General features: G+C 72.7%; 16 protein-coding genes. 10 read left to right on the top strand and 6 right to left on the bottom strand.

Annotated features, from left to right (window positions below; translation table 11 throughout):
• Window positions 1–1,869 (bottom strand): AMP-dependent synthetase/ligase, encoded by a 1,869-nt coding sequence (locus tag LY13_RS05525; protein WP_253827126.1) that lies wholly within the window; start codon window positions 1,867–1,869, stop codon window positions 1–3.
• Window positions 1,870–2,012: 143 nt separating this feature from the next.
• Between LY13_RS05525 and LY13_RS05520 the strand changes: the two genes are divergently transcribed.
• The 6 genes from LY13_RS05520 to LY13_RS05495 are packed head-to-tail and all read left to right on the top strand — an operon-like array spanning window position 2,013 to window position 7,202.
• A complete protein-coding gene (locus LY13_RS05520; protein WP_253827125.1) occupies window positions 2,013–2,849 on the top strand; it encodes an SDR family oxidoreductase in 837 nt (278 codons plus the stop codon).
• The gene (locus tag LY13_RS05515) at window positions 2,842–3,753 is read left to right on the top strand and encodes an SDR family oxidoreductase (RefSeq protein ID WP_253827124.1); all 912 of its coding nucleotides are present in this window, start codon (window positions 2,842–2,844) and stop codon (window positions 3,751–3,753) included. Before LY13_RS05520 ends, LY13_RS05515 begins: the two co-directional genes overlap by 8 nt.
• Entirely contained in the window at window positions 3,753–4,502 is a 750-nt protein-coding gene (locus tag LY13_RS05510) for an enoyl-CoA hydratase family protein (RefSeq protein ID WP_253827123.1), read from the top strand. The genes LY13_RS05515 and LY13_RS05510 overlap by 1 nt, the downstream gene beginning before the upstream one ends.
• On the top strand, window positions 4,502–5,368 hold the full coding sequence (locus LY13_RS05505; protein WP_253827122.1) for a CoA transferase subunit A: 867 nt from the start codon (window positions 4,502–4,504) through the stop codon (window positions 5,366–5,368). Before LY13_RS05510 ends, LY13_RS05505 begins: the two co-directional genes overlap by 1 nt.
• On the top strand, window positions 5,365–6,099 hold the full coding sequence (locus LY13_RS05500; RefSeq protein ID WP_253827121.1) for a CoA-transferase subunit beta: 735 nt from the start codon (window positions 5,365–5,367) through the stop codon (window positions 6,097–6,099). Before LY13_RS05505 ends, LY13_RS05500 begins: the two co-directional genes overlap by 4 nt.
• Window positions 6,096–7,202: an NAD(P)H-dependent flavin oxidoreductase gene (locus LY13_RS05495; RefSeq protein ID WP_253827120.1), complete on the top strand. Its 1,107-nt coding sequence runs from the start codon at window positions 6,096–6,098 to the stop codon at window positions 7,200–7,202. The genes LY13_RS05500 and LY13_RS05495 overlap by 4 nt, the downstream gene beginning before the upstream one ends.
• Before the next feature lie 119 nt (window positions 7,203–7,321).
• Here LY13_RS05495 and LY13_RS05490 read toward each other — a convergent pair whose 3' ends face one another.
• A complete protein-coding gene (locus tag LY13_RS05490) occupies window positions 7,322–8,497 on the bottom strand; it encodes an aminotransferase class I/II-fold pyridoxal phosphate-dependent enzyme (RefSeq protein ID WP_253827119.1) in 1,176 nt (391 codons plus the stop codon).
• 72 nt (window positions 8,498–8,569) lie between these two features.
• Between LY13_RS05490 and LY13_RS05485 the strand changes: the two genes are divergently transcribed.
• A complete protein-coding gene (locus LY13_RS05485; protein ID WP_253827263.1) occupies window positions 8,570–9,277 on the top strand; it encodes a PIG-L deacetylase family protein in 708 nt (235 codons plus the stop codon).
• Between the two features lie 100 nt (window positions 9,278–9,377).
• Here the strand turns inward: LY13_RS05485 and LY13_RS05480 are convergent, their stop codons facing one another.
• Window positions 9,378–10,790 (bottom strand): DEAD/DEAH box helicase, encoded by a 1,413-nt coding sequence (locus LY13_RS05480; protein WP_253827117.1) that lies wholly within the window; start codon window positions 10,788–10,790, stop codon window positions 9,378–9,380.
• A gap of 378 nt (window positions 10,791–11,168) precedes the next feature.
• Here LY13_RS05480 and LY13_RS05475 point away from each other — a divergent pair, with 378 nt between their 5' ends.
• Window positions 11,169–12,332 (top strand): NAD(P)/FAD-dependent oxidoreductase, encoded by a 1,164-nt coding sequence (locus tag LY13_RS05475; RefSeq protein ID WP_253827116.1) that lies wholly within the window; start codon window positions 11,169–11,171, stop codon window positions 12,330–12,332.
• A gap of 21 nt (window positions 12,333–12,353) precedes the next feature.
• On the opposite strand, the gene yaaA is transcribed toward LY13_RS05475, so the two are convergent.
• The gene (yaaA, locus tag LY13_RS05470) at window positions 12,354–13,094 is read right to left on the bottom strand and encodes a peroxide stress protein YaaA (protein ID WP_253827114.1); all 741 of its coding nucleotides are present in this window, start codon (window positions 13,092–13,094) and stop codon (window positions 12,354–12,356) included.
• 113 nt (window positions 13,095–13,207) lie between these two features.
• Between yaaA and LY13_RS05465 the strand changes: the two genes are divergently transcribed.
• On the top strand, window positions 13,208–14,956 hold the full coding sequence (locus LY13_RS05465) for a proline--tRNA ligase (protein WP_253827112.1): 1,749 nt from the start codon (window positions 13,208–13,210) through the stop codon (window positions 14,954–14,956).
• Window positions 14,957–14,983: 27 nt separating this feature from the next.
• Window positions 14,984–16,225, top strand: a complete 1,242-nt coding sequence (locus LY13_RS05460; protein ID WP_253827108.1) for a DUF8017 domain-containing protein — start codon at window positions 14,984–14,986, stop codon at window positions 16,223–16,225.
• Between the two features lie 32 nt (window positions 16,226–16,257).
• Here the strand turns inward: LY13_RS05460 and LY13_RS05455 are convergent, their stop codons facing one another.
• The gene (locus LY13_RS05455) at window positions 16,258–17,880 is read right to left on the bottom strand and encodes a carboxylesterase/lipase family protein (RefSeq protein ID WP_253827107.1); all 1,623 of its coding nucleotides are present in this window, start codon (window positions 17,878–17,880) and stop codon (window positions 16,258–16,260) included.
• A 115-nt stretch (window positions 17,881–17,995) separates the two neighbouring features.
• Entirely contained in the window at window positions 17,996–18,706 is a 711-nt protein-coding gene (locus LY13_RS05450) for an HAD family hydrolase (protein ID WP_253827105.1), read from the bottom strand.
• Between the last annotated feature and the right edge of the window lie 37 nt (window positions 18,707–18,743).

The following is an 18,743-nucleotide window of genomic DNA, read 5'->3' as shown; positions in this document are numbered from 1 at the left end:
TCACGCTCCGTACAGCGCCTCGATGTCGTCGCGGTAGCGATCGTTGATCACCCGGCGCTTGAGCTTCAGCGTGGGCGTCAGCTCGCCGCTCTCCGGAGTCCACGACCGCGACAGCAGTGTGTACTGCTTGACCTGTTCCACCCGGGCGAGTCGTTCGTTCGCGGCGCCCACGGCCTGCTCGATCTCCGCCCGTACCTGTGGGTGGCCCGCCAACGTGGCCGGCTCGGCCGCCTCGATACCTCGTGCCGCCGCCCACGCGGGTGCGATCTCGTCGTCGAGCACGATGAGTGCGCTGATGTACGGCCGGTCGTCGCCGATCGCGACGGCCTGCCCGATCAGCGGGTGCTCCTTGAGCAGCCCCTCGATCCGCGACGGGGCGATGTTCTTGCCGCCCGCGGTGATGATCAGTTCCTTCTTGCGGTCGGTGATCGTGACGTAGCCGTCGTCGTCGATCGTGCCGATGTCACCGGTGGCGAACCAGCCGTCGTCGTCGGTCACGTCCTCGATGGTGCCGTCGGCCTGCAGGTAGCCCAGGAACACGATGGGTCCGCGGACCAGCAGCTCGCCGTCGTCGGCGACGCGTACCTCGACGCCGGGCAGCGGCCTGCCGACCGTGCCCGCACGGAACGCGCCCGCTGTGTTGGCGGTGATGGCGCCGGTCGTCTCGGACAGGCCCCACACCTCCTGGATCTCGACGCCCAATCCGGCGATGAAGTACAGCACCTCGACGGGCAACGCCGCGGCACCGCTGGAGGCCAGGAACAGTCGGTCGAGCCCGAGCATCTGGCGGACCGGCGCGAGCACCGCCTCGTCGGTCTCGGCGATGCGCTCGGCCAGCTCGGCGGGCACCGGCTCGCCCGCACTGCGGAGCTTGTAGCCCTCCTGCAACAGTTCGTTGGCCTGCAGCAGCGCGGTCTGCTTCTCCTCCGGCAGTCCGGCGAGCATGTTCTTCAGGCCGGCGACCATCTTCTCCCAGACCCGCGGCACGCCGAAGAACTGCTGGGGATGCACCCGCCCGAGCGCGGTGACGACGTTCGCCGGGTCGGCGAGTGTGTGCACGTGGCCCGCGTTCACGGTCGGCAGGTAGATCGACAGCACACGCTCGGCGATGTGCGCGAGCGGCAGGTACGCGATGTTCGACAGGTGCGGCGGGTTGTCGTGCCGGTCGCGCAGTGCCACGGCTTGGTGGAGGGCGTTGCGGTGGGACAGGACGACGCCCTTCGGTACGCCCGTCGTGCCCGACGTGTAGATCATCGCCAGCGGATCGTCGGGCCGGACGTCGGCCACGGCGCGATCGAACGAGTCCGGATCGGCCGAGTGCGCGGCCGCGCCCTGCGCGTGGAGTTCGTCGAACGCGCGGAACCGGTCGTCGTCGGAGGGCACGGCGTCCTCGTCCATCACGACGACGTGGGCCAGTGCGGGCAAAGAATCCAGCACGGGGCGCCAGCGGGCGAGTTCGTCGGTGCCTGCGAGCACGGCCACGGGTGCCGCGCTGTGTTCGGCGACGTAGGCGATCTGCTCGCTGCTCAGCGTCGAGTACGCGGTGCACGGGATCGCGCCGAGACAGGTGGCGGCCAGGTCGACGATGACGTGCTCGGGTCTGCTCGGCGCCATGATCAGCATCCGCTGTCCGGAACGCAGTCCGAGGTCCGCCAGTCCGCGGGCGACCGCCGCGACCTCGTCGCGCAGGCCGGCCCAGGTCAGGGTCGGGGCCCCTTCGACGTCGAGTGACGTGAGCGCGGGCAGGTCGGCGAAGTCGCGTGCATTGCGTTGCAGCAGCGCGGGGATGGTGTCGGTGCCGGGATCGGCGGTGACGGGCTGCGGGGCTGCTGCGGTGTCGGCTCGGCGGTCCGCGGACGGTGCTGCCATGGGGACTCCCGGGTTCTGGTCGACGCTGACGAGAGTTCCCACCCTATGTGCTCGGTGTCACCCCGGAAAGTCCGTGCGCGGCGACCTTGTCGCGAACAGAAACATGTTCTAGTTTTGTGGTCGCACGGGGAACGGAGGTGTTCGTGGCGACTCGGGAGCTCTCGTACGACGGGGCGGTCGTACTCGTGACCGGCGGGGCTCGTGGAGTCGGCGCGGGGATATCCGCGGTGTTCCGAGAACTCGGCGCCAGGGTCGTCGACTGCGGGCGGACGCCGCCCGACGAGGCGGGCACCGACTTCGTGGAGTGCGACGTGCGCGACCCCGAACAGATCCAGGCGATGATGGAACAGGTTCTCGAGCGCTGCGGGAGGCTCGACGTCGTCGTCAACAACGCGGGTGGGGCGCCGCACGCCGACGCGGCGGAGGCCTCGCCGCGCTTCCACGACAAGATCGTCCAGCTCAATCTGCTCGCACCGCTCCACGTCGCCCAGCAGGCCAACGCGGTGATGCAGCGCCAGGACGAGGGCGGCTCGATCGTCATGGTCGGCAGCGTCAGCGGCAGGCGGTCCTCGCCCGGCACCGCCGCCTACGGCGCCGCCAAGGCGGGGCTCGAGAACCTGACCGCCAGCCTCGCCGTGGAATGGGCGCCGAAGGTGCGGGTCAACGCCCTCGCCGTCGGCATGGTGCGCACCGAGCAGGCACACCTGCACTACGGCAGTGAGGACGGCGTCGCGGCGGTCGAGGCCACGGTGCCGCTCGGCAGGCTCGCCGACCCCGCGGAGATCGGGCGGTGCGCGGCGTTCCTCGCCTCGCCGCTCGCCTCCTACGTCACCGGCGCCTCACTGCTCGTCCACGGCGGCGGCGAGCGGCCCGCTTTCCTCGCCGCGGCGGACACGAACGACGCCGAGGGCCGCCCCACCGGCACCACCGGGACCGCGACGGCGGACCGCGACATTCGACGGGAGAACGCACATGGGTAACGGGCTGTGCCGCGACCGGGTGGTCATCGTGACCGGCGCCGGTCGGGGCATCGGACGGGCGCACGCGCTCGCCTTCGCCGACGCGGGCGCGCGGGTCGTGGTCAACGACGTCGGCGTGGCGCTGGACGGTTCGCGCGCCGGCGAGGGTCCGGCGGCGGACGTCGTCGCCGAGATCACCGACCGGGGCGGCACGGCGCTGGCCAGCACCCACGACGTGGCCGACTTCGACGCCGCGCAGGCGCTCGTCGACGACACCGTCGAACATTTCGGCGGCCTCGACGTGCTCGTCAACAACGCGGGGGTGGTCCGGGACCGCATGCTCGTCAACCTCGGCGCGGAGGAGTGGGACGCCGTGATGCGCGTGCATCTGCGAGGCCACTTCGCCACGCTGCGGCACGCGGGTGCGTACTGGCGCGCGGAGTCGAAGGCGGGACGTGCTCCGGACGCGCGGGTGATCAACACGAGCTCCGGGGCCGGGTTGCTCGGCAGCGTCGGGCAGGCGAACTACGCCGCGGCCAAGGCGGGCATCGCGGGCCTGACGGTGGTGGCCGCCGCCGAACTCGCCCGCTACGGCGTGACGGTCAACGCGATCGCGCCGTCGGCACGCACCCGGATGACCGAGGACGTGTTCGCCGACATGATGGCGCGCCCCGACGACGGATTCGACGCCATGGCACCGGAGAACGTCTCACCACTGGTCGTGTGGCTGGGCAGCGCGGAGTCGGCGGACGTGACGGGGCGGGTGTTCGAAGTGGAGGGAGGCAAGGTGTCGGTGGCCCAGTCGTGGCGCCACGGGCCGGAGGTCGACAAGGGAGCACGCTGGGACCCGGCCGAACTGGGCCCGGTCGTGGCGGACCTGCTGGCGAAGGCGCCGGCACCGGAACCCGTCTACGGAGTGGGCTGATGACGATCACGAGGACACGCGTCGACGAGCACATCGAGGTGGTCACGGTCGACGCTCCGCCGGTCAACGCACTGACGGTCGCGGGCTGGTTCGACCTGGCCGACACCGTGCGCGCGGCGGGAGCCGACCCCGAGGTGCACGTCGTCGTGCTGCGGGCCGAGGGGCGCGGGTTCAACGCGGGCGTCGACATCAAGGAGATCCAGGCGAGCAGTGGCTACGAGGCGCTCGTGGGCGCCAACCGTGGCTGCTACGCGGCGTTCGGCGCCGTCTACGACTGCCCGGTGCCCGTGGTCGCCGCGGTGCACGGGCACTGCCTCGGCGGCGGGGTCGGGCTCGTCGGCAACGCCGACGTCGTCGTGGCCTCCGACGACGCGACCTTCGGCGTGCCGGAGGTGGAACGCGGGGCGCTGGGCGCGGCGACGCACCTCGCACGCCTCGTCCCGCCGCACTTGATGCGCACGTTGTACTTCACGGCGCGCACGGTCACCGCGGCCGAACTGCAGGGCTTCGGTTCGGTCTACCGGGTCGTGCCGCCGTCCGAACTCGGCGACGCCGCGCTGGACGTGGCCGGGTCGATCGCCGCGAAGGACACCCGGGTGATCCGCGCCGCGAAGGAGGCGCTCAACGGCATCGACACGCAGGACGTGCACCGCAGTTACCGGTTCGAACAGGGCTTCACGTTCGAACTGAACCTGCTCGGCGCCTCGGACGAGGCGCGGCAGGCGTTCCTGGACGAGAAGGGGTCGTGATGGCCGACAAACGGACGACCGTCGACGACGCGGTCGCCGAACTGCGCGACGGGATGACGATCGGTATCGGTGGCTGGGGATCCCGGCGCAAGCCGATGGCCGCGGTGCGGGCGATCCTCCGCTCGCCGGTGAAGGATCTGACCGTCGTGTCCTACGGCGGTCCGGACGTGGGACTGCTGTGTGCCGCGGGCAAGGTGCGGCGCGTCGTGTTCGGGTTCGTGACGCTCGATTCGGTGCCGTTCGATCCGCACTTCGGCCGCGCGAGGGAGAACGGTGACGTCGAGGTCACCGAGTACGACGAGGGCATGTTCGGCCTGGCCCTGCAGGCCGCGGCCCAGCGGTTGCCGTTCCTGCCGACCCGGGCGGGCCTCGGTTCCGACGTGCCGCGACTGTCGCCGGAGCTGAAGACCGTGTGCTCGCCCTACGCGGACGGGGAGGAGTTGCTGGCCGTGCCCGCGCAGCCGCTCGACGTCGCGTTCGTGCACCTGAACCGCGCCGACGCGCGCGGCAACGCCCAGTACCTCGGCCCGGATCCCTACTTCGACGACCTGTTCTGCCTCGCCGCCGCGACCCGCTTCGTGTCGGCCGAACGTGTCGTGCCCACCGCGGAGCTGACCGAGGCGGGGCCGGTGCAGTCGCTGTTGCTCAACCGGTCGGCTGTGGACGGTGTGATCGAGGCGCCTGGCGGGGCGCACTTCACCACCGCGGCCCCGGACTACGGCAGGGACGAGATCTTCCAGAAGCACTATGTCGACAGCGCCCGGGATCCGGAGCGGTGGCCGTCGTTCGTCGACCGGTTCCTGTCCGGCGACGAGGCGGCGTACCGGGCCGAGGTCGACCGGTTCGCCGCGGAGGTGGCCGCATGAGCGACGTGACGAGGGCCGAGATCGCGGTGGTGGCGGTCGCCGACCTGTTCCGCGGGGACGGTGAGATCGTGGCGAGTCCGATGGGAACCGTCCCGTCGCTGGGTGCACGGCTGGCGCGGGCGACGTTCGAACCGGACCTGCTGCTGTCCGACGGGCAGGCCTACCTGGTCGACGGCGACGGCACCGTCGAAGGGTGGCAGCCGTTCCGGAGGATGCTCGACACGATCGTCCCGCACGGCAGGCGGCACGTCGTGATGGGCGCCAACCAGATCGACCGGTACGGCAACCAGAACATCTCGGCGATCGGCGAGCACCGCCGTCCCGCGAAGCAGCTGCTCGGCGTGCGCGGGGCGCCGGGCAACACCGTCAACCACCGCACGAGCTACTGGGTGCCGCGCCACGGCAGGCGGGTGTTCGTGGAGTCGGTCGACGTCGTGGCGGGCGTCGGCTACGACAACGCGGCGAAGGCTGGCGCGGCGGCGCAACGCTTCCACGACGTCCACCGGGTGGTGACGAACCTCGGGGTGTTCGACTTCGACGGCCCCGACCACGTGATGCGCGGGGTGTCGCTGCATCCCGGGGTGAGCGAGGACGAGGTGGCGGAGGCGACGTCGTTCCCCGTCGACTGCACCGGAGCCGGCACGTCACGGGCGCCGACCGGCGAGGAGCTGCACCTGATCCGGGATGTTCTCGACCCGGAGGGCGCGCGGGACAGGGAAGTGCCGTCATGACGGCAGGTGTGGATCCGGGGACGACGGACGGCGGGGCCACAGTGGACACTCCGTTCACGCGCCTGGTCGGCGTGCGGCATCCGGTCGTGCAGACCGGGATGGGCTGGGTCGCCGGATCGAGGCTCGTCGGAGCCACGGCCCAGGCGGGTGGCCTGGGCATCCTCGCCTCGGCGACGATGACCGTCGACGAGCTCGCGGCCGCGATCACCGAGACGAAACGGCGCACGGACCGGCCGTTCGGCGTCAACCTGCGGGCCGACGCCGAGGACGCCGACCGCCGGGTCGACCTGCTGATCTCGGAGGGCGTGCGGGTGGCGTCGTTCGCGCTGGCGCCGCGCAGGGAACAGATCGCCAAGCTCAAGGACCACGGCGTCGTCGTGATCCCGTCGGTGGGTGCGGTGCGGCACGCGGAGAAGGTTGCGTCCTGGGGTGCCGACGCCGTCGTGGTGCAGGGCGGCGAAGGCGGCGGGCACACGGGTTCCGTGGCGACGACGGTCCTGCTGCCGTCCGTGGTCGACGCGGTCGACATCCCGGTCGTCGCGGCGGGCGGCTTCTTCGACGGCCGCGGTCTCGCCGCGGCGCTGTCCTACGGCGCCGCGGGGATCGCGATGGGAACCCGCTTCCTGCTCACGGCCGAGAGCACGGTGCCCGACGAGGTCAAACGCCGCTACCTGGAGCACGGCGTCTCCGGCACGGTCGTGACCGACCGGGTCGACGGCCTGCCGCACCGTGTGCTGCGTACCGAGCTGGTCGAGCGCCTGGAGTCGTCGGGCCGGCTCACCGGTGCCGTGCGGGCACTGCGGAACGCGGTGCGGTTCCGCGCACTGACCGGACTCTCACCGGTCGCGATGGTGCGGGAGGGTCTGGCCATGAAGCGCGGCAACGACCTGACGTGGGGTCAGGTCCTGATGGCGGCCAACACGCCGATGCTGCTGCGGTCCGGGCTGGTCGACGGTCGCACCGACACCGGTGTGCTCGCGTCGGGACAGGTGGTGGGGGTGGTCGACGACCTGCCCACGGTGGCCGAACTCGTCGACGGCATCGTGGCCGACGCGGCCGCGGTGCTGCGGGCCAACGCCGACCTCGTCGCCCGACCGGCCTGACCCGCCGCGTGTCCCGCACCCGGCACCGCGTGTCCTGCACTCAGGACGCCGCGTTCTGCACTCGGCACCCCGGGGCCTGCGCTCGCTGCGCAGGCCCGCGGAGCTCGGGAACGCGGAGGTCAGGACCGCGGCGCCGTCTCGGAGACGACCTTGACGGCGGTGTCCACGTCGGACTCCGACAGTCCCGTCCTGGCGGTCAGCCGGAGCCGTGTCACCCCGTCGGGGGCGACCGGTGGGCACACCCGTCCCACGTGCACGCCGTGTTCGGCGCATGCGTCGGCCCACGAGGCGGCGGCCGCCGCACCGGGCGCGGGTAGCGACACGATGGCCGCGGCGGGCAGGCTGGTCCGCAGTCCTGCCGCCCGGAGACCCTGCGCCAGGGACATGGCGCCGTCGACGGCGGTTCCGGGCAGCTCCGGCTCCTCCCGCAGCGCGGCGAGTGCGGCCAGCGCGGCCGAGGCGTTTCCCGGCGCCGGTGCGGCGTCGTAGCCGTAGGCGCGGGCGACGTCGACGATCTGCCGGATCGCCCGACGCGGCCCGAGCACGGCCCCACCCTGCACGCCGAGGGCGCCGCCGAGCGACAGCGTCGTCACCACGTCGGGCGCCGAGGACAGACCGGCGTCGTACACCGCGCCGCGGCCGCCGTCACCCAGCACACCGAAGCCGTGGGCGTCGTCGACCAGCAGCGCCGCGCCGTGGCTGCGGCATGTCTCGACGAGCGTGCCGAGGTCGGCCGCGTCCCCGTCGACGGCGAAGACCGACTCGGTCACCGCGAGCGCGCGCGGTTTGCGCCGGGTGGAGAGCGCGTGGGCGACGGCGTCGGTGTCGAGGTGCGCCACCGCCGCGACGTCGCCGCGGGCCAACCTGCATCCGTCGACGAGGGAGGGCTGGACGTACTTGTCGCTGACGATTGCCGACTCGGTGCCCGACAGCGCCGTGACCGCGGCCAGGTTCGCGGTGTAGGCCGAGGGGAACACGGCCGCGGCCTGCGCGCCCACGAACCGGGCGAGTTCGTGCTCCAGTTCCGCGTGCAGTTCGAGCGCACCGCCGAGGAGGCGGGTGCCCGCCGCGCCCGCACCCCACTTCAGCGCCGCTGCCGCGGTGGCACCCGCGACGCGTTTGTCGCGCGCGAGCCCGAGGTAGTCGTCGCCCGCGAGGTCGATCTCGCCGGGAACGGGGGTGGCACCGCGCTGCCGCGGCCTGTGTGTCAGGCCGGAGTCGCTCCGGGTGGCTGCTTCGGCGTCGAGCCAGTCGAAAACCTCGTCGGGCGGAAGAGCTGGACCGGGTGCGTTCACGGGTGGCAGTGTCGCACCAGGTGGGCGACGAGAGGGGAGCGAGGGGTGGCCGACACGCCGGAACTGGAGGTCATGCCCGGTGACTGGAACCGGGCACTGGCCGTCGTGGCGCATCCGGACGACCTCGAGTACGGGGGCGCGGGGGCGGTCGCGCGCTGGACGCGGGAAGGCAGGTCGGTGGTCTACACCCTCGCCACCCGCGGTGAGGCGGGGATCGACGGCATGACACCCGAGGAGGCGGCCGTCGTGCGCGAGCGGGAACAGCTCGCCGCGGCACGCGTGGTGGGGGTCGATACGGTGGAGTTCCTCGACCACGCCGACGGCGTCGTCGAGTACGGCCTGCCGTTGCGCCGGGACATCGCCGCCGCGATCCGCAGGCACCGGCCCGAGTTGGTGATCATGACGAACCACCGGGACACCTGGCCGGGTGGCCCGTGGCTGAACATGGCCGACCATCGCAACGTGGGTCTCGCGACGTTGGACGCGGTGCGCGACGCGGCCAACCGGTGGGTCTTCCGCGAGCTGACGGCCCAGGGGCTCGAACCGTGGGACGGTGTGCGGTGGGTCGCTGCCGTCGCCTCGCCGCAGGCCACGCACGCGGTCGACATCACCGACACGCTGGACCTGGCCGTGGACTCGCTACGGGAGCACCGCGCCTACCTCGACGGCCTCGGCGACGCGTCGATGGCCGATCCGGCCTTCCTGCGCGACGCCGCCGCCGAAGCGGGTGCCCGCTTCGGCGGCGTGCCTGCGTGTGCGTTCGAACTGTTCCCGATGTAGCGCTGCGGACCTCTCGAGTTGGTGTCCGGAGTCGGCACCGCGAGGGGAGGATGCGTCGCGTTGAGTGCAACCACAGTGCCCTTGGGGGCGCGGGGTCGGGTCAGGCGTCGACGGGCCTGCGGGGCCTGCGGCCGCCGCCACGGCGCTGACCGCCGTTACCCCCGCGACCCTGACCGCCGTTGCCGCCACGGCCCTGGCCGCCACGGTCGCCGGGACGGCCGCCGTTCCTGCCTCCGGGGCGACCACCGCCGGGCCGCCCGCCACCGGAACGACGCTGCTCCTGCTGCGGCTGCTTGTCGACCAGCGGCACGCCACTGGGGGTGCGCGCGCCGGTGATGCGGACGAGCTCGGCGTCGCCCGGCGTGACGAGCAGCGACTTGGGCTTCACGCCGGCCTTGTCGGTGAGCCGCAGCGTCTGCCGTCGCTGATCGCGCGTGATCAGGGTGACGACCGTGCCCGAGGCACCCGCCCGCGCGGTGCGCCCTGCGCGGTGCAGGTAGTCCTTGTGGTCGGCGGGCGGATCGACGTGCAGCACGAGGCTGACGTCGTCGACGTGGATGCCGCGTGCGGCGACGTCCGTGGCGACCAGCACCGTCGTGCGGCCGTCCTTGAAGTCCGCGAGGACGCGGTTGCGCTGGCCCTGGGTCTTGCCGCCGTGCAGCGCCCCGGCGGGCACGCCCTGGGAGCGCAGCTTGGTGGCGAGCCGGTCGACGTGGTGCTTGGTGCGCACGAACATGATCGTCTTGCCCTCGCGGGCGCCGATCTCGGTGATCACCGGCATCTTGTCCGGCTGCGAGAGCTGCAGCAGGTAGTGATCCATGTTCGTCACCGACGCCGTCACGGGCGCGACGGAGTGCGTCACCGGGTTGTGCAGGTAGCGCTGCACGAGCTTGGAGACGTCGCCGTCGAGCGTGGCGGAGAACAGCAGCCGCTGTCCGTCGGCGGGCGTGAGGTCGAGGATCTCGCGGACCTGGGGCAGGAAGCCCATGTCGGCCATCTGGTCGGCCTCGTCGAGGGCGACGTAGCCGATCTCGTCGAGGGCGCACGTGCCCTGGCGGACATGGTCCGACAGCCGGCCCGGCGTGGCGATGAGCAGGTCGACGCCGCGGGACAGGGCGTCGGCCTGCCGGTTGAAGGCCATGCCGCCGACCGCGGTGCGGCACCAGAGGCCGAGCGTCTTGGCCAGCGGGATCAGCACCTCGGCGACCTGCATCGCCAGTTCGCGGGTGGGCACGAGCACCAGCGCGCGGGGCTTCTTCGGACGGGCCTTGCCGCCTTCGAGGCGGGCCAGCAGCGCGAGGCCGAAGGCGAGGGTCTTTCCGGAGCCGGTCTGGGCCCGGCCGAGGACGTCGTGGCCGGCGAGGGCATCGGGCAGCGTGGCCGCCTGGATGGCGAACGCGTCGGTCATGCCGTCGGCCTCGAGCGCGCGCACCAGGGGGAGCGGCAGCGGCAGGTCGGCGAACGGCACGGATGCGGTGGACGTGGGTGCGGACGTGGACAGGTTTGTGCTCACACAGGCCTCTCGGACGTGGCACGTCGCAAGGAGGCCCGGGAGAGTCGCACGTCGGGTGCGGGTGGGCGTTCGCAAGGACGAACCCGGCGCGCCGGAATCTCGTGCCGCCTCCGGCCGATGTAGCGCGCCAAATGGATGGGAAATCGGATCGCCGTGTGAAGGAGCCCTTCGGCTCACGGCGCTCCAAGCACTCTACCCCAGACGGGCGCGGTGCGTCAGCGGCGGGCGAGTGAGGTGCCGCACCGGGTCCCGTGGCGGTGCGGTCCGGACCCGGGGTGCACGGAGCCGTGCGCACAGGGCTGCGAGTGCGGAGCCGCCGGTGCGGGGCTGCGAGTAGGGACTGCGAGTGGGGACTGTGGGAAGGGGCATAGTGGCCGCATGCGCATCGTGATCATCGGTTCGGGCATCGCAGGCGCGGGCACCGCCTGGCAGTTGGCGCGGCGGGGCGCCGAGGTCGTCGTGGTGGACGCCGACCTGGCGGGGCGGGCGACGGCGGCGGGTGCCGGGATCGTCTCGCCGTGGAATTCGCGGACCCTCGACGGCGAGGAACTCGCCTTCCACGCGGAGGGCGCCGCCTACTACCGGACGCTCGTTGAGGACCTGGCTGCCGAGGGGGCGGGGGAGACGTCGTTCGCGATCGTCGGCGGGCTCGTCGTGTCGCCGGACGAGACGTGGCTGCGCGAGTTCCACGAACGCGCCCTCGCACGGGCGCGGCGCTGGCCCGACGCGGGCGAGGTGACGCTGCTCGACCCGGCGGGCGCCGCCGAGCGCATGCCGCTGCTGGCGCCCGAGCTCGGTGCGGTGCACATCGCGGGCGGCGGACGGGTCGACGGCCGGACGCTCCGCGAGACCTTCCTCGCCGCGGCCGCCGCGCGGGGAGCGCGTCTCCTCGACGGCGCGGCCGAACTCGAGGTCCGCTCCGGCCGCGTCGCGGGCGTGCGGGTGGCAGGCGACGTGGTCGAGGCCGACGGCGTGGTGCTCGCCGCGGGCGCGTGGACCGCCCCGCTGGCCGCGGCGTTGGGGGTGCCGTTGCCCGTCGAGCCGCAGCGTGGGCAGATCAGCCACTTCGGGGTCGGCGAACCCGGCACCGCGTCGTCGGACAGCGCGTCACCCGACACCGCGTCACCCGACACCGCGGCGTGGCCGGTCGTGTCGCCGGCCGGGTCCGGGCACTACATGCTCGCGTTCCCCGACTCCCGGGTCGTCGCGGGAGCGACTCGCGAGACCGGAGCGGGCTTCGACCACCGTGTCACGGCCGAGGGGCAACGCGAGGTGTTGACGCAGGCGCTGACCGTCGCCCCGGGCCTGGCCGACGCGACACTGCTGGAGACGCGCGTGGGCTTCCGCCCCGTCACGCCCGACGGCAGGCCCGTCATCGGTGCGCTCGAGACGCACCCCGAGGTCACCGTGCTCACCGGATTCGGCGCGGGCGGGCTGACGATCGGGCCGTACGCGGCGAGCCTGGCCGCGGCGGCCGCGCTCGGGGAACGGCCCGGCATCCCGGCGCTGCTGCGCCCCGAGCGGTTCGGCGGTGCCGGATGAGTCCCGGCAGGCCGCAGCGGATCAGTGGTCGGTGACGAGGACGAGTTCGGTCTCGCCCGCGCGCTCCATGGTCAGGCCCGCCTTCTCCGCGACGGTCACGACCTTATCCACAGTGGACGGCTCGGCGCGGCTCGTCGCGAGTGCGGCCGCGAGCCGTCCCTTGTATGCCTTGTTGTGGTGACTGACGGTCTTGCGCTCACCCGACGAGTCCTCGGTGACCACGCGCACGGTCACGGCGCCGGGAATCCGCGCCAGCGCCGCGTACGCACCGGAGCGCAGGTCGACGACCAGCTCGTCGGACTGCAACACCGGTTCCAGCACCGGGCGCCACACCGACCGCAGCGCCGGGAAACCGGGCAGCGAGCTGCCGCCCGACAGTCGGTACGCGGGGATCGGATCACCCGCGCGCACGACGCCGAACAGCGCCGACGCCACGGCGAGCCTGCTCGCCGCCCGGTCGGCCGCGGCGCCGGAGAACGACCGCGCGTCCAGGGCGTCGTAGAGCACGCCGGTGTAGCGCTGCAGCGCGGGCATCGTCGGCGACGTCCACAGCGCCGCGTTCCGTTCCACCTCGCCCGACTGCCGTTCGGACAGTCCGAGCGCGGCCAGGCTCGCGGGCACGTCGGCCGCCAGGTCGACGAGCGCGTCGGCCAGCTTGCGCCGCACCGGGTTCAGTTCGGGCAGCGACAGCGCGTCCAGGTCGAGCGGAGCGCCGTCACCGCCTGCGGCCTTGGTCTCGGAAGGGGGCAACAGAACGAGCACGCCGTCCGAGGGTAGTGGCGCCGCGGGGCCGGCCCGATAACCGGTTGTCCCGGCTCACGGCGCGCCGACTACCCTTCGTCCATCACCGCTTTCCGTCTCCCTAGGAGCACACCGTGATCACCAGGATGTCGTCGTTGTTCCTGCGCACGCTGCGTGAGGACCCGGCGGACGCCGAGGTGCCCAGCCACCGGTTGCTGGTGCGCGCAGGCTACGTCCGCCGCGCCGCTCCGGGCGGCTACTCCTGGCTGCCGCTCGGCCTGCGCGTGCTGCGCAACATCGAGCGGGTCGTGCGTGAGGAGATGGACGCCATCGGCGCGCAGGAGATCCAGTTCCCCGCGCTGCTGCCGAAGGAGCCCTACGAGGCCACCGGCCGGTGGAGCGAGTACGGCGACACGCTGTTCCGCATCAAGGACCGCAAGGGCGCCGACTACCTGCTCGGGCCGACGCACGAGGAGCTGTTCACGCTCACCGTCAAGGGCGAGTACAGCTCCTACAAGGACTACCCGGTGATGCTGTACCAGGTGCAGACGAAGTACCGGGACGAGGCGCGGCCCCGCGCGGGCGTGCTGCGCGGGCGCGAGTTCGTCATGAAGGACTCGTACTCGTTCGATCTCGACGACGAGGGTCTCGAGGCGTCGTACCAGAAGCACCGCGGCGCCTACATCAGGATCTTCGACCGACTGGGACTCGACTACGTGATCGTCGCGGCCACGTCGGGCGCGATGGGCGGTTCGGCGTCGGAGGAGTTCCTCGCGACCGCCGAGTCCGGTGAGGACACCTACGTCCGCAGCACCGACTCCGGCTACGCGGCCAACGTCGAGGCCGTCGTGACGCCCCCGCCGGCCGCACGCCCGCTCGAGGGGCTGCCCGAGGCGCAGGTGCACCACACTCCGGACACGCCGACGATCGAGACGCTCGTCGACTTCCTCAACGGCGCCGGCCTGGGCCGCGAGTTCACCGCCGCGGACACGCTCAAGAACGTGCTGGTCAAGACGCGCATGCCGGGTGAGAAGGAGTGGACGCTCCTCGGCGTCGGCGTGCCCGGCGACCGCGAGGTCGACATGAAGCGGCTCGAGGCCGCGCTCGAGCCCGCCGAGGTCGCGCTCGTCGAGGAGGCGGACTTCGCGGCCAACCCGTTCCTCGTCAAGGGCTACATCGGGCCGGGAGTGCTGCAGGCGAACGGTGTCCGGTACCTGGTCGACCCGCGCATCGTCACGGGGACCGCGTGGGTCACCGGTGCCGACAAGGCCGACCACCACGTCGTCGACCTCGTGTGCGGACGCGACTTCACGCCGGACGGCACCGTCGAGGCCGCCGAGGTTCGCGAGGGCGACGCCTCGCCCGACGGTCAGGGCACGCTCGTCGCTGCGCGCGGCATCGAGATCGGCCACATCTTCCAGCTCGGCCGCAAGTACGCCGACGCGTTCGAGCTCGACGCGCTCGGCCCGGACTCGAAGCCCGTGCGCATCACCATGGGTTCCTACGGCATCGGCGTCTCGCGGCTGGTCGCGGCGATCGCCGAGCAGCACCACGACGAGCTGGGTCTCGTGTGGCCGCGTGCGGTGTCGCCGGCGGACGTTCACCTCGTCGTGGCGGGCAAGGACGACACCGTGTTCGAGGGTGGTGAGCGCATCGCGGGCGAGCTGTCGCAGCGCGGCGTGTCGGTGCTCTTCGACGACCGCACCGTTTCGCCGGGCGTGAAGTTCGCCGACGCGGAGCTCATCGGCGTGCCGACGATCGTCGTCGTGGGCAAGGGTCTCGCGAAGGGCGTGGTCGAGGTGAAGGACCGCGCGACCGGCGAGCGCACCGAGATCGACGCGGACGCCATCGTCGACCACGTGACGGGACTCGTGCGCGGGTAGCCCGCGCCGCCTGGGGGAGGGCTGCCGGTGATCTTCGGTCGGAAGAAGAAGCGCGACGAGACGTCGGCGCGCTACGGCTACGAGGACAAGGCCGCGCTGAAGGGCGTCGGCGGCTACGAGCCCGCCGACGCGAGCGACACGTACCGCCCGCAGTCGTCACCCACGCCGGACCCCTCCGGGCACCTTCCGACGGTCCACCGCCCCGCCACGCCCTATCCGGGGACGGCGGATCCGGGTAGCCCGTATCGGGGCAGCCAGTATCCGGGGACTGCGCACCCGGGGACTGCGGATCAGGGGACTGTGGACCCCGGGACTGCGCACCCGGGGACTGCGGATCAGGGGGCTGTGGACCCGGGGACTACTGCGGATCAGGGGGCTGCGGGCCCGGGGAGTGCGGATCCGGGGACCCGGCATCCGGGGACGCACGACCCGGCATCCCCGCAGCAGTCTGCGGCGCCCGGCCGGGGCGGTCCGGTGCCGCCGCCGCGGGTGAAGACCTCGTCCCGTGGTGCGGGGCGGAGGCGCTCGATCGGCTGGATCGGCCCGGTCGTCGTGGTGGTGGCCATGTGGGGCGTGCCGCAGCTGTTCCCCGAGCACGACGACGCGGGTGCCCATGTCGACTCGGCCGAGCCGACGTCCGAGTACACCCCAGACCCCGTCACGCGGGTCGACGTACCGCCCACGGTGGACGGCTGGCAGCCGGTGGCGGGCGGCGACGGCGCCTACGCCTACGACGTGCCGCCGAGCTGGCAGCCCGAGCAGGGCGTCGTGCACGGCTGGGAGGCAGGCGGCGGCCACGACGAGCGGTTCGCCCTGTCGGCGTCGGCCTTCGTGGGCAAGGAGTGCGACGATGCGACGCACGCTGGCGGCGCGGGGGTGCGGACCTTCGACCGGCCGGTGGACGCGGCCACGCGCCCGATCGTGGACGAGGTGTCCGCGCGGGCCTACACCGAGGAAGGCGGCACGACACCGCGGGTACGGGTGCTGTCCGAGGATTCGGGTCCGTTCACCCGTGGCGATCAGGAGTCCGGGAGCACCCGGTCGATGATCGCCGAGGTGACCCCGGACCGGCCCGGAGGATGCGTGCCGGAGCGCGCTCTCGTCGGCACCCGAGCGGTCGCGGCGGGCGACGACGGCGAAGTGGTGGCGCTCGTCGTCTACGCCGACACCGACCTCGCGAGCCCGGAGGACGTCCGCGGAATCCTCGGCAGTTTCCGTGCCGTGCCGCAATCCGAGCGCAGCACCGTCACGGTCACGCCCACCGGCTGACGGGGCCGTCCGTCCCGACAGATCGCCGGGGATCAGCCGTCCATGTCCGCCCAGAACCCGCACCGGTGATCCCGCCACGGGTCGCGCGGCCCCGTTGCGCCCGGAGACAGCGATTGCACCCGCCGGGTGTGCTCCGTCGCCATCGGTCGCCAGGTGGGAGCCGAGGCCACGTTGGGGTCACCGGAGGCCATGAACGTCGTCCAGTAGTCGATCATGTCGTTCGACAGTCGGCGCTGGTCGGGTTCGAGGTCGACGTCGCCACGCGACGGATCGAGCAGGTACGGCACGTCGGCACCGTGATAGGCGCCCATCGGGTAGGACGGGTCGACGGCGAACCGCTGCGGCGCACCGCGATCCGCGAACTCGTAGGCATAGGTCGGCACCCATTTCGCGAACGTCCGCTGCGCCTCGAGGTTGGGGCACGCGAAGGCGCGGTCGCCGACCAGCTGAGCCCAGCGGCCGCCCGGCGTCGTCGTCCCGTCGAGCGGGTATCGCCGTTCGACGGCGTCGGCACGGTCACCGAACGCCGCGGCGAGGAACTCGCGGTAGGTCCGCGGTTGCCCCGCGATGGCGGGCTCGACGGGCGCCGCGAGGAGCGTGCCCTCGTCGCGGGTCGCGCCCGCCAGCACGGGAACCCGGTTGAACCGGCCGGAGGCGATCGCGTCCGCGGGCGAGCGGGGGAGGACGTCGCCGCCCACGGCGGGGCTCCAGTACGGCGCCTGGCCCGAGCCGTCTGCGGCTGTCAGGAGCCGCTTCACCGGAACGTCCCGGAGGCACTCCAGTACGTCCGTGCCTGCGCACCCGACCTGAGCGGCCACCTCGGTGGTCAGCGATTCGGCGGCGTCGCGCGACTTCCACGTCGGCGTGCGCTCGGGGTCGCCACCGGGCAGCAACGCTCCGGTCACGTCGGTCTCGGTGCACGTGCCGCTCTGCACGACGGCCCGGTGGAACAGCCCGAGCGCCGCAGGTGAGGCGAGCTGTGCACAGACGCTGTCGCCGCCCGCCGAGTCGCCGAAGATCGACACGTTCCCGGGGTCGCCCCCGAAGTGGAGTGCGTTGCGCTGGACCCACCGGAGTGCCGCCTGTTGGTCGAGCAGCCCGAACGCACCGGCGCCCTCGACGCCCGTGGGAGCCGCGAAGCCGAGTGCGCCGAGGCGGTAGTTGACCGTGACGACGACCATGTCACCCCGGTTCGCCATCCGCGCGGCGTCGTGCTCGCTCCCCGAACCTGTACGGAACCCGCCGCCGTGGAACCACACGGCCACCGGTCGCGGGCGCTCCGGAGCTTCAGTGGGTGTGGTGACGTTCAGGTGGAGGCAGTCCTCGGCGGTACTCGCCGGCGTTCCGGCCGACGGGTCCGCGGGCTGGGCGCAGCGTGGACCGGGCTTGCGGGCGTCGCGAACACCCGTCCACGGCGTGGCCGGTTGCGGTGGTTGCCAACGTTCGGGCGGTGCGGCGTACGGGATGCCCTCGAACGTCCGGTGATCGGCGTGGACCGTGCCACGGACGACACCACGGTCCGTGGCGACGACCTCCGGCATCGCGGTGCTGTGTGCGGCGGCGTGCGCGGTGATCATGGTCGTGGTGCCGGAGATGGCGAGAGCACCTGCGAGGAAGCCGGCGAGCACGGAGAGGGACCGCGAGCGGTGGATCATGCACGCACCGTAACGGGCGGCGGGTGACGTGCATACCCATGGCCGGTGAAGATCAGGGAAGACCCTGAGGTGTTTCCGGGGCGCCCGCCCGTCGACGCGTGTGGGCCGGCGCGGCCTATCTCAGGATGGCGGCCAGCGCCGCGTCGGTGTCGGACAGGTCCGGGAGGACGGCGTGGGCCCCGGAGTCGCGCAGTTCGTCGACGCCGTGTCTGCCCGTCGCCACGGCCACGGCGACCGCGTCGCAGGCGAGTGCGGCGCCGACGTCGTGCGGGGTGTCGCCGATGACGACGACCTGTTCCGGCGCGCGGCCGTGTTTGCCCGCGGCGAGTGCGACGGCCTCGGCGACGAGGTCGGGGCGGTGCGCCGACAGCGAGCCGTAGCCGCCGATGTCGAGGTCCAGGTGGGTGTGCAGACCGAAGGCACTCACCTTGTGGTGGGCGATCGCGGGCAGGTTGCCGGTCACCAGTGACTGCACGACACGCCCGGTCCCGGCCAGTCGCGCGAGTACCTCGGCCGCGCCCGGGAGTGCCGTCCCTCGGGCGCGCAGGTCGTCGGCCGGGTCGGTGGCGAGCGCGGTGAGCTCCCGCCACAGCCGCTCGACGAGCTCGCGGGTCGGTTCGATCCCGTGTGCGGTGAGCAGTTCGGTGGTGATCGCCAGCTCGGTACGGCCGGGAAACGACGGCATTCGTTCGAGCGTGACGCCCGCGACCGTCGCGAGCGCCTGCCGGTACCAGTCGCCGCCGCTGCCGGACAGGTCGACGAGCGTCAGATCGATGTCCCAGAGCACGAGGCGGTCGGGTGGGAGGTCGGGTGCGCCGATCGTCACGCCGGACACGGTAGCCGACGACTTTTTCAACAACTGT

Origin of the sequence: Prauserella aidingensis, from assembly GCF_024171865.1 — a bacterium.
GTDB lineage: Bacteria > Actinomycetota > Actinomycetes > Mycobacteriales > Pseudonocardiaceae > Prauserella > Prauserella aidingensis.
This window is presented reverse-complemented; position numbering and strand designations above follow the sequence as displayed.

Bases quoted from the DNA above. Each gene is read 5' to 3' on its own strand.
- LY13_RS05525 (WP_253827126.1), bottom strand. From the start codon at position 1,869: ATGGCAGCACCGTCCGCGGACCGCCGAGCCGACACCGCAGCAGCCCCG.
- LY13_RS05515 (WP_253827124.1), top strand. From the start codon at position 2,842: ATGGGTAACGGGCTGTGCCGCGACCGGGTGGTCATCGTGACCGGCGCC.
- LY13_RS05510 (WP_253827123.1), top strand. From the start codon at position 3,753: ATGACGATCACGAGGACACGCGTCGACGAGCACATCGAGGTGGTCACG.
- LY13_RS05505 (WP_253827122.1), top strand. From the start codon at position 4,502: ATGGCCGACAAACGGACGACCGTCGACGACGCGGTCGCCGAACTGCGC.
- LY13_RS05500 (WP_253827121.1), top strand. From the start codon at position 5,365: ATGAGCGACGTGACGAGGGCCGAGATCGCGGTGGTGGCGGTCGCCGAC.
- LY13_RS05495 (WP_253827120.1), top strand. From the start codon at position 6,096: ATGACGGCAGGTGTGGATCCGGGGACGACGGACGGCGGGGCCACAGTG.
- LY13_RS05485 (WP_253827263.1), top strand. From the start codon at position 8,570: ATGCCCGGTGACTGGAACCGGGCACTGGCCGTCGTGGCGCATCCGGAC.
- LY13_RS05475 (WP_253827116.1), top strand. From the start codon at position 11,169: ATGCGCATCGTGATCATCGGTTCGGGCATCGCAGGCGCGGGCACCGCC.
- LY13_RS05455 (WP_253827107.1), bottom strand. From the start codon at position 17,880: ATGATCCACCGCTCGCGGTCCCTCTCCGTGCTCGCCGGCTTCCTCGCA.